Annotated in this window: 19 protein-coding genes; 2 read left to right on the top strand and 17 right to left on the bottom strand. The window is 70.7% G+C overall.

The genetic code is table 11. From position 1 onward, the window contains the following. Nucleotides 1–63 precede the first annotated feature (63 nt). The 14 genes from ACYQPG_RS04605 to ACYQPG_RS04540 all read right to left on the bottom strand — a co-directional run bounded on the left by ACYQPG_RS04605 (nt 64) and on the right by ACYQPG_RS04540 (nt 12,630). Nucleotides 64–750, bottom strand: coding sequence for a response regulator transcription factor (locus tag ACYQPG_RS04605; protein ID WP_147908585.1), 687 nt, complete (start codon nt 748–750; stop codon nt 64–66). Continuing rightward, nucleotides 747–1,283 (bottom strand): MxaH protein, encoded by a 537-nt coding sequence (locus tag ACYQPG_RS04600; protein ID WP_147908586.1) that lies wholly within the window; start codon nt 1,281–1,283, stop codon nt 747–749. Before ACYQPG_RS04600 ends, ACYQPG_RS04605 begins: the two co-directional genes overlap by 4 nt. Continuing rightward, on the bottom strand, nt 1,280–2,242 hold the full coding sequence (locus ACYQPG_RS04595) for a YncE family protein (protein WP_461230382.1): 963 nt from the start codon (nt 2,240–2,242) through the stop codon (nt 1,280–1,282). The genes ACYQPG_RS04600 and ACYQPG_RS04595 overlap by 4 nt, the downstream gene beginning before the upstream one ends. Continuing rightward, nucleotides 2,239–2,772, bottom strand: a complete 534-nt coding sequence (locus ACYQPG_RS04590) for an SRPBCC family protein (protein WP_147939960.1) — start codon at nt 2,770–2,772, stop codon at nt 2,239–2,241. The genes ACYQPG_RS04595 and ACYQPG_RS04590 overlap by 4 nt, the downstream gene beginning before the upstream one ends. A gap of 2 nt (nt 2,773–2,774) precedes the next feature. Continuing rightward, nucleotides 2,775–3,824, bottom strand: a complete 1,050-nt coding sequence (locus ACYQPG_RS04585) for a vWA domain-containing protein (RefSeq protein WP_461230381.1) — start codon at nt 3,822–3,824, stop codon at nt 2,775–2,777. Then, nucleotides 3,821–4,405 (bottom strand): tetratricopeptide repeat protein, encoded by a 585-nt coding sequence (locus ACYQPG_RS04580; protein ID WP_461232419.1) that lies wholly within the window; start codon nt 4,403–4,405, stop codon nt 3,821–3,823. The genes ACYQPG_RS04585 and ACYQPG_RS04580 overlap by 4 nt, the downstream gene beginning before the upstream one ends. Further along, a complete protein-coding gene (locus tag ACYQPG_RS04575) occupies nt 4,405–5,466 on the bottom strand; it encodes a vWA domain-containing protein (protein WP_461230380.1) in 1,062 nt (353 codons plus the stop codon). Before ACYQPG_RS04575 ends, ACYQPG_RS04580 begins: the two co-directional genes overlap by 1 nt. A gap of 4 nt (nt 5,467–5,470) precedes the next feature. Further along, complete coding sequence (locus ACYQPG_RS04570; protein ID WP_147939957.1) at nt 5,471–6,382, bottom strand: nonribosomal peptide synthetase MxaA; 912 nt, start codon at nt 6,380–6,382, stop codon at nt 5,471–5,473. A 148-nt stretch (nt 6,383–6,530) separates the two neighbouring features. Continuing rightward, a complete protein-coding gene (locus tag ACYQPG_RS04565) occupies nt 6,531–7,388 on the bottom strand; it encodes a DUF58 domain-containing protein (protein WP_147939956.1) in 858 nt (285 codons plus the stop codon). After that, nucleotides 7,385–8,416, bottom strand: coding sequence for an AAA family ATPase (locus ACYQPG_RS04560; RefSeq protein ID WP_147939955.1), 1,032 nt, complete (start codon nt 8,414–8,416; stop codon nt 7,385–7,387). The genes ACYQPG_RS04565 and ACYQPG_RS04560 overlap by 4 nt, the downstream gene beginning before the upstream one ends. A 271-nt stretch (nt 8,417–8,687) precedes the next feature. After that, entirely contained in the window at nt 8,688–8,984 is a 297-nt protein-coding gene (locus ACYQPG_RS04555; RefSeq protein WP_461230379.1) for a methanol dehydrogenase [cytochrome c] subunit, read from the bottom strand. A gap of 86 nt (nt 8,985–9,070) precedes the next feature. Then, on the bottom strand, nt 9,071–9,664 hold the full coding sequence (gene moxG / locus ACYQPG_RS04550) for a cytochrome c(L), periplasmic (protein ID WP_419828810.1): 594 nt from the start codon (nt 9,662–9,664) through the stop codon (nt 9,071–9,073). Between the two features lie 62 nt (nt 9,665–9,726). Next, nucleotides 9,727–10,632 (bottom strand): methanol oxidation system protein MoxJ, encoded by a 906-nt coding sequence (moxJ, locus tag ACYQPG_RS04545; protein ID WP_147939954.1) that lies wholly within the window; start codon nt 10,630–10,632, stop codon nt 9,727–9,729. 114 nt (nt 10,633–10,746) lie between these two features. After that, nucleotides 10,747–12,630 carry a methanol/ethanol family PQQ-dependent dehydrogenase gene (locus ACYQPG_RS04540; protein ID WP_461230378.1) on the bottom strand — a complete coding sequence of 628 codons (1,884 nt, stop codon included), beginning with the start codon at nt 12,628–12,630 and terminating at the stop codon, nt 10,747–10,749. Nucleotides 12,631–13,131: 501 nt separating this feature from the next. Here ACYQPG_RS04540 and ACYQPG_RS04535 point away from each other — a divergent pair. Continuing rightward, entirely contained in the window at nt 13,132–13,884 is a 753-nt protein-coding gene (locus ACYQPG_RS04535) for a trypsin-like peptidase domain-containing protein (RefSeq protein WP_461230377.1), read from the top strand. A 27-nt stretch (nt 13,885–13,911) separates the two neighbouring features. Here the strand turns inward: ACYQPG_RS04535 and ACYQPG_RS04530 are convergent, their stop codons facing one another. Together ACYQPG_RS04530 and ACYQPG_RS04525 are read right to left on the bottom strand one after the other, a co-directional pair. Then, a complete protein-coding gene (locus tag ACYQPG_RS04530; RefSeq protein ID WP_187193506.1) occupies nt 13,912–14,061 on the bottom strand; it encodes a hypothetical protein in 150 nt (49 codons plus the stop codon). A 108-nt stretch (nt 14,062–14,169) separates the two neighbouring features. Continuing rightward, nucleotides 14,170–14,718, bottom strand: coding sequence for a GAF domain-containing protein (locus ACYQPG_RS04525; RefSeq protein ID WP_461230376.1), 549 nt, complete (start codon nt 14,716–14,718; stop codon nt 14,170–14,172). 412 nt (nt 14,719–15,130) lie between these two features. Here ACYQPG_RS04525 and ACYQPG_RS04520 point away from each other — a divergent pair, with 412 nt between their 5' ends. Beyond that, on the top strand, nt 15,131–15,967 hold the full coding sequence (locus ACYQPG_RS04520; protein ID WP_147897873.1) for an outer membrane protein: 837 nt from the start codon (nt 15,131–15,133) through the stop codon (nt 15,965–15,967). A 173-nt stretch (nt 15,968–16,140) separates the two neighbouring features. Here the strand turns inward: ACYQPG_RS04520 and ACYQPG_RS04515 are convergent, their stop codons facing one another. Beyond that, complete coding sequence (locus ACYQPG_RS04515) at nt 16,141–16,782, bottom strand: HD domain-containing protein (protein WP_147909617.1); 642 nt, start codon at nt 16,780–16,782, stop codon at nt 16,141–16,143. Nucleotides 16,783–16,881 lie beyond the last annotated feature (99 nt).

Here is a 16,881-nt window from a genome sequence, read left to right as displayed (position 1 = left end):
AGCCGCCGGCTTTCGGGGAAACGATGCTGCGAAGCGAAGGGCGCGCGCCGCGGCCCGGTGCCCTCAGGGCAGGGTCCGAGCCTGCGACGCGGCGATCCGCATGAGCTCGGCCATGCTGCCGACGCCGAGCTTGCATCGCAGCGCCGCGGTCGCGTTCACGACGCTGCGGTAGTTGAGCGTCAGGATCTCGGCGATCTCGTCGTACGACTTGCCCTTCCCGATCAGCACCAGGATCTGCATCTCCCGGCTGGTCAGGTTCGCCAGCGGCAGCTCGCGCGCACCGGCATTCAGCATCGCGATCTCGATGGCGATGTCGTGGGGCAGGTAGGAGCGGCCGTTGGCGACCGCCTCCAGCGCATCGAGGAAGGAGGCGGCCGGCGTATCCTTCAGGACGAATCCCAGCGCCCCACATTCCAGGACCCGCGCCACGATGACCGGGTCCCGGTGCATGCTGAGCGCGAGGATGCGCGCACCCGGCTCCAGCGCGCGGATCCGGCGGATCAGCGACAGGCCGGACAGCCCGTCGTCCCGAAAGCTCAGGTCGGTCACCACCACGGCCGGCCGGTGGCGGTGGAACGTGCGGTAGGCGGCCACGATGTCCCGGGCCTCGTGAACGCGCGCGATCCCGGCTTCCTCGGCCAGGAGCCGGAAGCCCTGGAGGACGATCGGGTGATCGTCGACGATCAGGAGATCGCGCGGCCGGGCGGTGGGCCGCGCCGCGTGTTGAGCGAATCCCGGCGCGGCGCTCATGGCGCCGCCCCGGAATTGAGGCCCGGCGCGAACCGGTCGGCGAGCAGCGCCAGGGCGGCGGCGTGGTCGACGCCCCGGGCCCGGGTGTTGAAGTAGTGCTGGCACATCTCTCCGTAGAGACTCTTGTGGCGGCCGCGCCGGGCCGCGACTGCGCTGAAGCCGGTCAGCAGCAGAGCGTATCGCTCGGTCTTGCCGATTTCGGCCAGCATCTGCCCAAGCTGGGCCGTGCGGTTGGCGATCATGCGCGGATCCTCGATGAAGGCGGTCCGGGCTTCCGCCAGCGCATCCTGAAGCACCCGGACGGGCTCCGACCCGGCCGGCACCGGGTGCCCGGCCTCCCGGCCGGCGAGCCAGCGCGCCGGGTCCGTCCCATCCGTGGGGGACAGCCAGGGCGGCAACTCGCTCTCCGCGGTCCGTGCCACCACGGCCTGCCCCTCCTCCGATCCCGATTCCTGGGCCCGGTCGCAGGCGGCGAGCACGAGGCCGGCGACCACCAGGCTTGCGGCCACCAGGCTGGCGAGCCCCCGCCTCACCGGCCGGCCTCTGCGGCGACAGGCCCCTGACGCTGCGCCACCACGGTGCGCGGCCCCTCGGCCACCGGGATCCGGTCGGTCTCCTTCAGCGCCGCGAGGTCCACCACGGAGACGTCGTCGGAGAACCAGTTCGCCACGTAGGCGCGTCCACCGAGGATCGCCACACCTTCGGGATAGCGGCCCACCGGAATCGTGGCGACCGCCGCCAGCACGTCGGCATCGACGATCGAGACGGTGCCGGCATGCTGGTTGGTGACGACCACCCGGCGCCCGTCCGGGCTGACGGCGACGCCGTAGGGGCTCGCCCCGACCGGTATCGTGGCGACGGGCTTGAGCGTTGCGGCGTCGATGACGCTGAGGTCGTTGCTGCGCACGTTGGCGACGTAGAGCCGGTCGCGGACCGGGTCGTAGGCCAGGGCGAAGGGCCCGTCGCCGACCGGGATGCCGGCGATCCGGGTCATCCCGGCGGTCTCGACCACGCCGACGCTCCGGCCCTCGCGCTCGGCCACGTAGAGCCGACCTGCGCCACCGACGGTGAGCCCGGCCGGATCGTGCCCGACCGCCACCTCCGCCTCGACCGCGCCGGTCTGCGCCGAGAGGCGCAGCACCCGGTTGCCGGACCAGTCGCCGACATAGAGGCTGCGCCCGTCCGGGTCCGCCGCGAGTCCGAAGGCCTGGCCGGAGACCGGCCATTGCCGCATCGCCCCATCCGGGGCGATCACCGTGACAGCCTTGCCGTCAGGATGGCTGAGATAGAGCTGCCCTCCGGGACCGGCCGCGACCGCGGCGGGCGACGGCGCCACCGCGGATGCCACCGGGGCGACCCGCGCACCGTCCGGACCGGCGACCCGGGTGACGCGGGCGCCCTGCTGGCTCGCGACCCAGACCGAGTCCGCCGCCGCCGGCCCGGCGGCGAGCGACAGGCCCGCGAGCAGGATCAGGCGCCGCACCGGCCTCATCGCTGCGGCCCGCTCTCCAGCTTCGCCTTCAGGCCCTTGAGCCCCTCGGCGAAGTAGCGGTTCATCGCCTCCCTGCCGGCGGCATCACTCAAATTCTCGGGCGGCTCGTTGCCGGTATCGCCCCGGTAGAACCGGCCCATCCACTCGACCTTGGCGCCATCGCCTTCCGGCGTCACCGTCACGGTCGCCGAGTAGGACGAGACCGGCAGCGCGTCGAGATCGGGGTCGGACATGCGGTAGGAATAGGTGCGCTCGGCCCCCTTCCACTCGTCGAGGCCCTCGACCAGGGTGCCGCCGCGCTTCAGCGTGACCGTGCGGATGCCGCCCGAACCGTCGCCCCCGGTGGCCTCGACCTTGGCCACGTCCGGATGCCAGGCGCCGATGCCGCCGAACGGCCCGACCACCTTCCAGACCGCGTCCGGCGTCGCCCGGATCGTGATGGTCTGATCGACCTTTTGGGGGGTTGGGCCGTGGGCCGAGGCCGTGCCGGCGGCGAACAGGATGGCGAGGGTGGCGAGGACGCGACGCATGGTCAGGCTTTCCGGAAACGCATGAGGTTGGTGGTGGAGAGGGACGCGGCGGCGCGGCGCAGGAGGCTGCGCAGCGGCGCCGCGAGCAGGGTGCCGAGCACGAGGGCGAGCGCGAGGCCGCCCAGGACGGGGCGCGGATCGATGCGGCCCGGCAGCGGGCGCGGCGTCCCGGCGGCGATCAGGGGGCGGTCGAGCCCGCCCGCCGCGTCGAGATGCGCGTAGGCCAGGCCCGTGCTCGCGGCGAGTTGCTTCAGGTGGTCCTCGCGCACGGAGGACAGGTGCTCGCTGCCCACGGCGGCGGCGGCCCCGAACGGGGCGTTGCGCGGATTGTAGCCGGCACGGGACTCGGCATCGGCCGGCGGGGGGCCGAACCGGTTCTCCTGCTGCACGTCGGTCTCGGCGTAGAAGCCGCGCTCGCGGCCGCGCTCGTCGAAGCGTGGGATCGGCGACAGGCCGTAGGCACCCGCGCCGACGATCAGGCCCCGCACCAAACCGGGCTTGCCCTCGAAGGGCGGGATGCGGCCGCCGGGGAGCGGCGGCGTCTCCTGGCCGTCGGTGACGAACAGGAGATCCGTGCCGAGGCCGGCGGCCATCTCGACCGCCCGGTACAGGCCGGCCGCGACGCGGCTGTCCCCCTCCCAGGCCATCCGCCAGTCGATGGCCGCCAGCGCGCCGTCCAGCGGCGCGAAGTCGGCGCAGACCTCCACGGGGGTGAACAGCAGGAACGGCCGCCGCTCGGTGAACAGCGCCAGCGCCACCCGCGAGCCGCAGGGCAGGTCCGCCACCATCCGGCGCAGGGCCGCCTTGGCGGTGTCCAGACGGCTCTCCGGGCGGCCATTGCGCGTGTAGTCGCGCACGTTCATCGAGCCGGTGATGTCCATCACGGCCAGGACCGCGACGCCCGCGCGGGTCACCGGGAGCGCCGGCACCACCAGGGCGGCGATCACCAGCGCGAGCGCGAGGGCCAGCGCCTGGAAGCGGCGCCCACGCAGGTTGCGGGCGAGCGGCAGGTTTCCCAGGATGGTTCGCCGGCTTTCTATCTCCCGGCTCATGGTCCGCCCCTCGGCTGCCCCGGGATGTCGGTCCAGATCTGTTTCGGCTCGGCGCGCAGCTCGTCGCCGCTGGCGCGGTCGAACTCCGGGAAATCGCGGATCAGCCGGGAGGCGACGTCGAGGTTGAACTTCGCGTCCCAGAAGTCCGACCGGTCGCGCAGCGCCCGCCGGTAATCCTGGCGGGCCAGGGTCACCTGCGGGCCGGCCTTGTCGATGGCGCCGCGGGTCAGGAGCGTGAAAGCCTCCCGCATCCGGGCGTTGGCGACCCGGTATCGCGCGCGGGACGCCGCGTCGGACGCGCCCATCCGGTCGAGCACTGCGACCAGCGGCTCGGTTTCCGCCAGGCGCCCGTGCCCCGCGAGGTAGCCGATCCGCGACACCAGGACCGGCTCCGGCGCCCCGGTCCCGGGGTCGAGATCCCTGCCGGCATCGAGGGCGGCGATGCTCCGGTTGGCGGCATCCGCCCGCCAGGCGGACCCGCCGAAGCCCAGCGCCGCGAGGCCGAGCAGCACCGGCAGGCTCACGAGGAGCCGCGGCCGGATCCGGCCCCAGAGCCGCTGCGCCGTCCCGGTCGGGCGCATCACGCCGCCCTCCTCAGATCCAGATCCGCCCGCTGCTCCGGCGAGGCACGGGTTTGGGCCTGGGAGCGTGCGGCGAGGAGGTCTGCCTCGGCGAGGGCCGCCAGAACCAGCACGAGGAGCCCGAGCCCCGCGAGCGCGTAGGCGATCCCGGTCAGGTCGCGGCGGGGCCGGGGCTCGATGTAGGGGATCGGGTTCCGTTCCAGGGCGGCGATCTGCGCGATGGCGGCGGCGACAGTCGGGGCGCCCTCGGCCTCGAAGGCACGGTAGGGCACGCCGAGGCTCCTGAAGAACAGGTCGAGATGGCGCTCCGGGGCGGCCTGGGGGGTATCCTCCCCGGCGGGGCGGTCGTTGATCGACGGAGATCCCTTGGTGCGCAGGAACAGCCAGTACAGGTTCGGGTGCAGCTTGGTGAAGGCGGCCCGCAGGGCGTCCTGCACCCGCGGATCGATCACCGCGGCGCCGTCGGAGATGAACAGCAGGACGCGGGAGCCGCTGCTGTCCGGAGCGAATTGCGACAGCGCCATGGCGAGGCCGCGGGCGACGTTGGTGTACTCGAGGCCGGGCCGGTCGATCGCCGCGATGGCGGCACGGACGGCGGCGTGCCGGTCGGTCATCGGCATCACCAGCATCGGCGCGGTCGAGAAGGCCGTGACGGCGAACAGGTCGTGCGCCCGGGCGCCGACGAAATCCGCCAGCAGGCGCCGGGACGCGGCGGCCTTCGATTCCTCCGCGCCCGAGGGCTGCCGCCCCGCGAAGGTCTCGTTCATGCTGCCGGAGCGGTCGATCAGCATCGAGATCTGGGCGCCGATGCCGATGCGGGTCACCGGCGCGCCGGCGCCGTAGGGACCGGCGAGCGCCACGACCAGGCTCGCGATGGCGAGCATGCCGGCGCCCCGCAGCAGCCGGGCGATCCAGCGGGATGGCGCATCGGCGGGCGCCGCCGCGAGCGCGGGAACCGGAACCCGCCGCCGCCCCGAGGCGAGGAGCGGCACGAGCGCGAGCGGCAGCAGCCACAGCCAAGCGGGCGACACGGCCCCGAGCGGAAGCGATCCGAACGGCATCGCGTCAGGCCTCCCGCTCGGCGGCGGCCAGCCGGCGCAGGCCGGCCTCGACCTCGGCCCAGGGCAGGCGCGCCCGGGCCGCCTCGAGTTCGCGGCCGAAGAAGGCCCGGCGGGAGGCGTCGAAGAACCGGGCCAGCGCGGGCTCCTCCCGGCGGAAGGCCGGATGCCGGTCGAGGAAGGCCGGGAGATCGTCGGCCAGCACACGGCGCCCGTCGGTCTCGTCGAGGCCGCGATGGACCAGGCGCAGGGCCTCGCGATACCCGCCGTCCCGGTCACCGGCCATGTCGGCAGTTCTGGCGCGGCGCCGCAGGGCACGGACGGCCCGGGCGAAGGGACGTCCGGGCCGGGCGAACCAGCCCCGATCGTACCCGAGCGCGGCGAGCGCCAGCACGGCTGCCCCGAGGGCCGCGAGGGCGGCCCACAGGTCCGGAAGCGGATCCAGCCGGGGGACGCGCCCGTCCGGCCGCAGATACTCGGCCGGGTCGTCGTGCTTCTCCGGCTGGACCTCCCGCAGGGGCGAGACCCCGAGCGACCAGGCGGGGATCTCGGCCTTGGCGGAGGTCGTGCCGCCCGCGGCCGCGCTCTCCAGGGAGACGGAAAAACCCGGGATCGCGATCTGGCGGGCATCCAGCGCCGCATAGAAATTCTGGTAGGTGAGATGCAGCCGGACCCGGCCGGGGCTCTCCTCGACAGTGATGTCGCGCAGGTCCAGCCAATAGGTCAGGGCTCCCGGCGCCGGCAGGGAGGCGCGCTGCAGCGTGAAGCCGGGATCGACCGCGATGTCGGCCTGAGCCCGGACGAGGTCGCCCAGGAAATACCCGAAGGCGCGGGGCACCCGCACCTCGACGGAGCGCACCTGCGCCCCAGCGGCGCCGGCCCGAAGCAGGAGGAGCAGTGCGCAGCAGGCCAAGATCACGGGTTTCCGAAGGGAGAAGCCCTTCGGCGGGGTATCGGGGCGGAGCCCTGATGCCTTGGGTCTCGCCCGATCGCAGGGCTCTGCCCCGCACCCGCAAACGGTCTCGGACCTTTTGAAACCGGGACGTCCGACGTGAAAGCCAGCCATCTCAGGTCGCCAGCAGGTGGCGGGTCAGCGCCTGGGCGTCGAAGCGGTCGACCAGGTGGAACGGCACCCGCGCCGAGGACGCCGCGGCGGTTCTGCGCAGCGCCTCGCGCCGGGCCTGCTCACGGGCGATCCAGCGTCGCTTCAGGGCCGGGCGCAGGAACACGAGGCGGCGGCCGGCGCCTTCGAGGTCGTCGAGTTCGGCGAGCCCCCAATCCGGCAGGCCCGCATCCTCGGCGCTGTCGGCGAGCAGGACCGGGACCGTGTCGTGGAGGGCGAGCGACGCGAAGACCCGCTCGATCAGGGCCTGCGGCCAGCGGAAATCGGAGACGAGGAAGACCAGCCGCGGCCGGCCGAACAGAAGGCGGGCGGCCTCCAGCAGGCCCTCCGCGCCGGCCGCGTCGCAGCGTGCCGCGGCGATCCGGCCGGCCATGTCGAGGGCCGGTCCGCGCCGACGGGTCGCCGGCAGGTAGAGGTCCGCCCGGATTGCGCGGTCGCACCCGATCACCCCGAACCCGTCGCCGATCCGGGTTGTCGAGGCGGCGAGCCCGGCGCAGAGGTCCCCCGCGAGACGGAGGCGGTCGCCGGCGCCGCAGAAGCGCATCGAGGCCGAAAGGTCCACCAGTGCCCAGACCTCGACGGCGTTGCGCATCTCGAAGCGCCGGACATGCACGCCCTCGAACGGGTCGCGCAGGCTCGCCCGCAGGTCGATCCGGCGGGCATCCGGCAGGGTGAGGAACGGAACCTGGTCCCGGAAGGTGCCCAGCCCGCCGGCCTCCTGGCCGCGATGCGCCCCGAAGCGGCGCCCCCTCGGGCGCCAGCGCGGCAGGTAGACGATGTCGGCCGAGGGCGCCCCGGTCATGGTGCCGGCACCGTCTCGAACACCGCCCGGCACAGCTCCGGGACGATCTCGGCACGGCGCATCTCGTGGACCGGCTCCAGGAAGATGCGGTGCGCCATCACCTCGGGGAAGACCGCCCGGATATCCTCCGGCACCAGCCAGTCCCGCCCTTCCAGCCAAGCGCGCACCCGGGCCGCCCGGACCAGGAAGGCGAGGCCGCGCGGCGAGGCGCCACCCTGGACCAGGCGCGTCATGTCGATCCCGGACAGCCGGATCCCGGCCTCTGCCGGGCGCACGAGCGCGTCCCAGAGCCCGACCACGTAGGTCTCGATCTCCGGGGATGCCTGGATCGCCACCTGGATCGCGCTGGCGATGGCGCCGAGGCGGGCCTGGTCGAGCACGCCCTCGGCCACCTCGCCGATCAGCCGGTCGGTGTCGTGGAAGCGCGGATCGAACACCAGCGCGCGCCTTGCCTCAGCGCCGCGGGGCGCGTCCATCCCGATCTCCATCAGGAAGCGGTCGCGGGCGGCGGCGGGCAGCTCGAAGGTCTCCTCGCGCTCGACCCGATTGCGGTCAGCGAAGACCTGGAGATTGGGGAACCGGTACTCCCGGGCGAAGGCCGAGACGCTGCGCTCCGCCATGATGCGCAGGAGCAGCGCATGGACCTGCGGGCGCGCCCGGTTGATCTCGTTGAAGAAGAACACCGCCAGGTCTTCGGCCTGCCGCAGGACCGGCCCCGGCTCGACCCGCGGACGGCCGTCTTCGGCAAGGTAGGTGTGGTAGATCAGGTCGGTCGGCATCATGTCGACCGTGCCCTCGACGCGCTCGTAGGCGCCGCCGAGGGCCCGGGCCACCGCCCGCAGCAGGGTGGTCTTGCCGACGCCGACATCGCCCTCCAGCATGACGTGGCCGCGGGCGAAGATCGCCGTGGTGACGAGGCGGATGACCCGCGCCTGGCCGACCACCGCCTTGGCGACCTCCGCCTCGAAGCGGGCGGCCGAAGCCCGCCAGTCGGTCAGCGTCGCGTCGCCGGGATGGAGCGTGTTCATCGCGCTGGTTCCGGGACAGGGTGGTGGGCCTCAGGGAGAGACCGGCGTGAGGCGCGCAACCGGCTCGGCCACGCGCGGCGAGATCGAGGACCGGACGCCTGTCGGCCTCCGGCTTTTCACCCTCGACCTCATCCTGGGATGCGTTCCCGAAGCGAAGGCCACGAGGGAGCCCTCCGGAAACCGCTGCGATCTCCGGAGCCCTCCTTCGTGACCCGGCGATCTTCGATCGCCGGGCATCTCAGGATGAGGGATAGATTTGGATCGTCGCGGCTCAGTTCGCAAAGATCTTGCTGACGTCGTACTCGAACTTGCCGGTCTTCTTGGCGTTCTCGATGCGCTTGCGGTTGCGCTCATCCATCTGCTTGATGGATTCCGCCTGCTTGCCGATTTCCTTGGGGTCGTGCTTCGGGTCGTACTTCGATCCCGCGACCTTCTCGGGGAAGCCGGGCTTCGGCTCCCAGCAATTGCCCGGCGCCTTGCAGGTCTGCCCGTCATAGGCCAGCGCCGGCAGGGCACTGAACGCCCCCGCGGCCACCATCGCGGCGGTGATCATGATTCTGTTGCGCATCGTCGACTCCTTGCGTTCGCTCCCAGGGCGGCCCGATGGGCCGTTCTTTGGCGCCGGCTCGGCCGGGCGCTGCTCCGCGCGGACGCTCACTCCAGCGGCTTGCACTGGCCGGGGGCGTCCTTTGCGAAAGTCTCGCCTTCCTTGAAAGGCGTGTAGTGTTTCTTCTGCTCGTCGGTCAGCCAGGCGGCATCCTGGACCGGGCCGGTATAGAGATGCCGGATCCACGCGATGACCTGCAGCGCCTCGTCGGGGTTCAGGTCCTCGTTGTGCGGGCCCATCATGCCGTTGGCGCCGCCCCAGATCGTCGCGAACAGGCCGGTATCTTCGGTGTTGGCGGGATAGGTCCAGTAATTGTCGTTGAGGCCGGGCCCGACCTTGCCCTCGGCGAGATGGCCATGGCAGCCGGAGCAGGAGGTCAGGTACAGGCTCTCGCCGTTGCGCAGGCACGCCTTGTCGTCGATGTACAGGTTCTTCCCATTCTGGAAGAAGGTCTGGACCGCCTTGGTATCGCGCCCGCCCGGCTTGCCCTCGGCGAGGTCGAGCGGCTCCCCGGTGATGGTATTGCGGAAGATCAGGCCGGATTGCGGCCCCGATTGCGGCTGGGCCATCACGGCGGCCGCGCAGAGCGCCGAGGCGGCGCCGGCCAGGATCATCAACCGGATACGTGGAGTCTTCGTCATCTCACATTCGCTTCACGGGGACTGGGTCGCGCGGCGCTCGCTCGCCGGCCGCGCGGCGAGGGTCAGTTGGTGGCCACCGGCACGCCGTCCTGCTTCAGGATCGCGTCGATCCGGGGCTTGGCCGCGACGATGGCGGCGTCGAGGGCGTCGCGGAGCGCCGTGTCGTCCCGGCGCACGCCCATGGACTGGTCGAAGCTCTGCGGCATCTTGCGGCCGTCGCTGCTCACCGTGTCGTTGGGCACGAGCGTCATGCGCAGGGGCACGGTCGAGTCCTTGACGTAGCGGGCCACGTCGGGGGCGAAGGCGACGCCCACATCCGCCTTGTCGTTGGCGACCTCGCTGACGATGCGGGCCGGATCGATCTGCGTGTACTGGTTGCGCGGCGCCCGGAAGCCGACCAGCGAGTAGAGGTAGGCCATGTCCTCCTCGTAGCGGCCGATATCCTTCAGCATCGCCTCGCCCGGCGAGCCCAGCGGGACGACCATGTGGTCGACCGTCTTGAGGCGCGGGTCCGACCATGACTTTACGTCGAGGTCCTTGTCGGCGCGGGTGATGAAGACGTAGCCGCTGCGGTAATAGGGCTTGGTGGTCAGCACCCGCGGGTCGTCGCTGTCGAGCCCGACCACCACGTCGCAGGTCCGCTTCTCCAGCCCGTCGCGCACCAGGTAGATCGCCGGCTTGTCGAGCCAGACGAACACCGGCTTGCGCCCCATCGCCTCCGCCACCGCGGCCGCGACGCGGTTCTCGAGCCCGGAGCCGTCCCGCAGGGACAGCGGCGGCTGCTTCTCGGAGGCGCAGATCCGCAGGATGGACGGGTCGGCCTTGGGCGCGACCGGAGCCTTGCCGGGCGCGGACTGGATGGCCTGGGCCTCGGATTCCTGAGCCCGGGCGTTCTGGGCCGGGATCGCCAGGGCGAGCAGAGCCGCGGCGCAGGTCGCCGCGCGAAGGAGTCCGCCGAGGAGCGGCATGTTTCGATCCCTCAATGCATGTCTTGGGCGGGCCGGGGGCTCCGCCGCTCTTGGGCGGGCGGGGGCTCCGCCGCCCCGAGCGGGCGGCGGAGCGGTCGCGCTACGGGGCGCGGCTCACTTTGCGGCGTGCTGCGCGTACTCGCCGACGTTCGGGTCGTCGTAGGGGCCCTTGCCGTCCAGCGAGAACACCACCACGCCGCCGCCCATCTGGGTGTAGTTGGCGAGTTTCTTGAAGGCGCCGACCGCGCCGAGGCCGGCGGTCGGATCCTGCAGGTCGAACACCAGGCCCACGCCCGGCCAGCCGCCGACGCCGTAGTAGATGGCGACGTACTGGGTGCCCTTGTGGGTGTAGGTGATCGGGTAGCCGATCGCCCCGGACGGCAGCTTGAACTTCCAGAGCAGGTCGCCGTTGTCGGAGTCGCGGGCCTTGATGAAGCCGTCGAGCGTCCCGTACAGGACGAGGCTCCCGGCGGTGGCGGTGGTGCCGCCCCAGACCGCGAAGCGCTCCATCTTCTCCCAGTTGAACTTGCCCGTGATCGCGTTGTAGCTCTTGATCTGGCCAAGACCTTCGTAGTTCTGCCGGTCACCCTTCGGACCCGGATACATGTTCAGCGTCGCGCCGACGAAGAACTGGCCGGCCCGGTAGGGCAGCATGAAGGGCTCCCAATCCATGCAGATGTGATTGATGCCCATGTAGAAGGCTTGGCGCTTCGGGTCGTAGGAATCGTGCCCCTGGTTGTGGTAGCCCATCGCCGAGGGACAGATGTCCTTGGCGAGGTGATCCATCCGGGTGCCGTATTCCGGGTCGCGCACCGGCGTGTCGGACTTCAGGTCCACCGACTTGAACACGTTGACGGTGTCGTCGATCTTGTTGGCCGTGACCAGCGAGCCGTCCGTGCGGTCGAGGGTGTAGACGATGCCGTTGCGGTCCGGGTGGGTGAGGAGCTTCCTCATCTTCCCGTCCTTGTCCTTCTGCTCGGACAGCATCATCACGTTGACGCCGGCATAGTCCCACTCGTCGTGTGGCGTCTTCTGGTAGCCGAAATGTGCCTCGCCGGTGTCCACGTCCCGGCCGAAGATCGTCATCGTCCACTTGTTGTCGCCCGGACGCATGGTCTCGTTCCAGGGCGCCGGGTTGCCGGTGCCGAAGTAGATCATGTTGGTGCCCGGATCGTAGGCGTACCAGCCCCAGTTGGTGCCGCCGCCGATCTTCCAGGCGTCGCCCTCCCAGGTGGAGGTGCCCAGGCCCTTCTGGCCGTAATGGGCGTTCTTGATGTTGAAGTCCTTGGCGAGCAGCAGGTCCTCGTCCGGGCCGGTCGCGTAGGCCCGCCAGACCTGGGCGCCTGTCTTCACGTCGTAGGCCGTGAGGTAGCCGCGCACGCCGAGCTCGGCGCCCGAGGAGCCGATGATCACCTTGTCCTTCACCACGTAGGGGGCGATCGTCAGCGTCGAGCCGACCTTGATGTCGGAGTTCTCGACCTTCCAGACGGTCTCGCCGGTCTGCGCGTTCAGCGCCATGACGTTGCCGTCGAGCAGGGTCTTCAGGATCAGCGCCGGCGTCTTGCCGTCGCCCGGCCAGTAGGCCAGCCCGCGGTTGACGAGGTCGCAGCAGGCGACCGACCGGGCGGCCGGGTTCTGCTTCGGCTTGTCCTGCCACAGGATCTTGCCCGGATCGTCGAGATCGAGCGCGAAGGTGTTGTTGGGGAACGAAGTGTGGACGTACATCTTCCCGTCGACGACCAGGGGCGCGCCCTCGTGGCCGTTGAGCAGGCCGGTCGAGAAGGTCCAGGCCGGCTTCAGCTGCTTGACGTTCGTCTTGTTGATCTGCGTCAGGTCGCTGTAATTGTCGGAGTCGTAGTTCTTACCGGGCATCACCCAGTTGTCGCCGCTTTTCGACTGCTCGATGAGCTTGTCGTTGGCGAAAGCCGCGCCCGTAAGGCCGACCGGCGCCAGTGCCAGGATCGCCAGGGCCGAGACGGAACTCGCTAGCCTTCTCATGGATGCATCTCCTCGCCAGGCCGCCTCGCCGTCAGGCTGCGCGGCTATTGATTGTTGCAGTGCAAGATCGATCGCGGTCGGTCGCATCGATAGTCAGCTTTATTTGCGACTTAGAGACATTCGACCTTTATGATCTGCTTATTAAGATCTTGTCACCTTTCAGTTTTATGCGCCAATGCCCGATGATGTCTTCAGGCAAGCTGACATTTGTTGTCGGGATAATTTGGCAATGCCGCCGGGCAGGGTCGTAATACGTTCGGCCCGCTTGACCGCGCCCCGGTGCCTGCCCACAACAGTGTTCCCGGCCGGGCCTGCCCTCGGCCTCCAGTTTTCGGGGCCGACGGATGGGCTCGATACGGTCCAGAGCGCTGTCTGCCGCCAAAAGGCCGGTCGCCCGAAAGGCCGACCGCCGGGCTCCGGGCCGGTGCGGAATCGGGCTGCTCGTGGCAGGACTGGCGCTTGCCGGTGTGGCCCGGGCCGAACAGCCGCAGGCGACCCCGTTTGCAGGACCGGGCCGGTCCGTCTCGGCGGCTGGCAGCCCTCTACCCGCAGGACGGACGCCGCGACCTCACCGGGGGCGACTTCGACCGCTTCAGGGGGGCCGGCATCCTGTGGTGCCGCAGCCGCGACGGGGTGCCGCAAAAGGCCGCGGCGGCCTGGCTGATTGGAGATCCGTCGACCGTGGTGCTGAACGCCCACAATTTCCGCGACCGCCGCCTGGCGGTCACGCGCTCGGTGGCGGATTGCTACTTCCAGATCGGCGGCCGCAATTACGATTTCGAGCCCGACAGCCTGGTGCTGGGAACCGCCCCCGGGGCGGACGGCCTGCACATCACCGACGATTGGGCGATCCTGCGCCTGACCCGGCCGGCCGAGGCCGTCCCGCAGCCGCTGCCCGATCCGCCGGATCTGCCGATCGGGGACATCGCCCTGCCGGTGACCATGGTGTCCCCGGCCGGCCACGGCAATTATCGGGGCCCGAACAGCCTGGAGCGCTGCGCGATCCGCCGGATCGACCAGCCGAGCGAAGATGCGATCCGGCGCGCGCGCCATGATTGCAACGACGGCTACGGCGGATCGGGCTCAGGCCTGTTCGACGAGGCTGGCCGCCTCATCGCGCTTCAAAGCGCATCCCTGGCGATGAATTCCCGCAGCCGGTTCGACATCGAGTTCCACTACGGCTCCGCCCTGCTCTTCGAAGGCGGCCTTTTGGCCGCCCTCCGCGGCCGCGCGGAGGCGGGCGGGCGCCGGTGAGGGCGCCGCCGGGGCGTCAGCGCCACATCATTTGCGCTGCCCGGTGGGGTTCGGGGTCGCGGAGGTGTCGGGCGCCACCGCAGGATTGATGGGCGTGACCATCGACCAGCGTCCGGCGATCGCGATGATCCCGGCGAACAGGGCGACGAAGATGCCGATGAGAATGAGGCGCTTCATGAGGCTGGCTTGCGGCGTCCGGGCGAGTTGAGACCAGCGGGAAACGGCGCGGGGCCGGCGATCGATCCGCGCTGCGACGCCGCCGCGCGGCCCGTCCCGGGCCGAGGCTCACTGCGGCTGCCGCGCCTCGCGGGCGAGCGGCGGCGCGGAAACCGGGCTCCCGGCATTCGAGGGCGCGCGCAGACGGACCAGCGCGGCCCCGGCCTGCTGAGCCAGCGTCTCGATCCGACAGACCGTCGCGTCGTCCGGGATCACCGAGGCGCACCAATAGGCACCCAGCGCGGCGCTCGGTTCGGGTGATCCGATCGGCACCATCACGAGGCTGCGCATCGACGTGGTGCGGTAGGCCTCGGCCGGCAATCGTGCATCGACCTCGATATCCGGAACCACGGCGGTCTGGTCGTTGAGCATCGCCCAGCCGGAGATGCAGGAGGTGAGCGGGAACCGGCGGCCACACCAGAGCGGCTCGATCGCGTCCTCCGCGGCGTAGAAGCAGAACTCGCCCTCGCGCAGGACAACGGCGATCCCGTCGGAGCCGACGATGTCCCGCGCCGTCTCGCGCAGGATGGACACGACGTCCGCGATGGAACGGGCAACCGCCAGGCGGTCGGTTGCCCGCGCCAGCCCATGATCGGGCGGGAAATGGGCTTCTGACATGCCTCGAAACTACGGGACGCGACCCGGATCGTCCACGCCGCGCGTGACGGGCACCGCCGGCGGACCCCGCGCGGGGCCATCCGTGGGGCCGGGTGCTCGCCGCCCGCTTCACGGTGCAATCTGCAGGCGACGCGACCGCGGACGCGGCCCCGGGCGCCGACCTGCGAATGTTGCCGCAGGTTAACAACCGTCCGCCCTCCGTAGTGTGGAGGAATAGTTCTATCGGCCGGCAGCTCTGGCCCAATAATGCGAGATGCTGGGGCTTCGACTGCCCTTGATGTGTGCCAGCGCACGTTTTCTACCGCCGGTTCGGAGCCTTGGCGGGCGCTGTTGCAAAGCTGCACTATCGCGTCGGGCCGTCCTCACGTCCTGTCGTCCGGCACATCCCGATCAACGGGAGATTGAGGACCAGATGATCAAGAAGCTTCTTCTCGCGAGCGCCGCCACGGCCCTCCTGACCGGCGCCGCCTCGGCCGCCGACCTGCCGCGCCGCGCCGCCCCGCCGCCCGTGTTCACCCCGGTACCGGTGTTCACCTGGACCGGCTTCTACGCGGGTTTTAACGCCGGCTACGCCTTCGACGCCAGCAGCCGCTCGAACAACTCCACCTTCGGCGTCCCGGCCCCGTTCGCCGTTCCCGGCACCACCGCCACCTTCCGCAACCGCAGCCAGGACGGCTTCTCCGGCGGCGCGCAGATCGGCTACAACGTCCAGTTCACCCCGGGTTCGGGCGTGGTCGTCGGCATCGAGGCCGACGCCCAGTACCTCGACTTCGGCCGTAGCCGGAACAACGCCTTCGTGAACGGCGCCGTCGCCCCGGGCTACTACGTCACCGACCCGCGCGGCCTGTCGAGCCTCGACTACTTCGGCACCGTGCGCGGCCGCCTCGGCTACGCCTTCGACCGCACCCTCGTGTACGGCACCGGCGGCTTCGCCTACGGCTCGGGCAGCGCCGACCGCTCGTTCGGCGGCTACGCCGGCAACGACAGCTTCCGCACCGGCTACGCCGTCGGCGGCGGTGTCGAGTTCGCCCTCCCCACCGAGTCGTTCCTGAACTTCTTCCGCTCCTCGGCCGTGACGTTCAAGATCGAAGGTCTGTACGTCAACCTGGAGCGCGGCAACCGCAACCAGGGCGCCCTGGTCGTCAACGCCGCCAACCTCGTCCCGGTGGCCTACAGCGCCATCGGTCGTCGCGACGACGAGTTCGCCGTCGTCCGCGCCGGCCTGAACTACAAGTTCGGCTCGTACTAGGACCCGCGACGCTCCCGGCCTCAACGCCGGGAGCCGTCTTGGCCGGAAGTCGTCTTGGCCGGGAGCCGCTTCGGCAGCCCAGCCCGATCAAACCGGCCGCTCAGGTCGTGCAGAACCCCGGGTGCCCCTGGCGCCCGGGGTTCTGCCGTTTTGCTGGATGGCAAGCCGCAGCCTCATCCGCGCCAGGGCGACTCGCGGATCACGCGACAAAAGTTGCCGGCGTGGAAATGCGGCTCCTTGTCGGCAATGACGTCGGCCTTGACGTTGCCGAAGGTCGTCTCCGGCTTGTGCCGGATCCCCTCGTAGAACGCCTGGATGATGTCCTCCTTGAAATGCGGGGTCCGCGGATGCGCCCGCACCACGGCCGAGCGCTCCGCGTCGCTGTAGTCGGCGTAGGTCAGGCCGAGCACGTCCATCTCGACCCCGGCGGTGACCAGCGCGACCACGGGGTGCATGTGCTGCGGGATGCCCGGCGTGGTGTGCAGCGCGATGGCGGTCCACACCGTGTCGATGTCGGCCTGGTCGATGCCGTACCCGCGTAGAAAATCCCGTGCCGCGTTGGCGCCGTCGACCTCGAAGCGGTCCTGCGCGCTGCTGTGCTGTGGGGTCAGCCCCATGTCGTGGAACATCGCCCCGACATAGAGCAGCTCCGGATCGTAGCGCAGGCCGCGCTGCTTCCCTGCCAGGGCGCCGAAGTAATAGACGCGGCTGGAATGGTGGAACAGCAGCGGCGATTCCGTATCCCGGACGCGTTCGGTCACCGCCCGGGCAAGCGTGCTGTCGGGAATCGCGACGTCGCGGATGGGTTGGTCCATGGCCATCACTCCTTGCTGACTGGGAAAGACTAGATCACGCCCTTCGCGTCCGAAGTTGACGGCACACGTTCCAAACGGACAAATCACGCCCGCGACGGA

Source organism: Methylobacterium sp. CM6246 (assembly GCF_054818005.1).
This window is presented reverse-complemented; position numbering and strand designations above follow the sequence as displayed.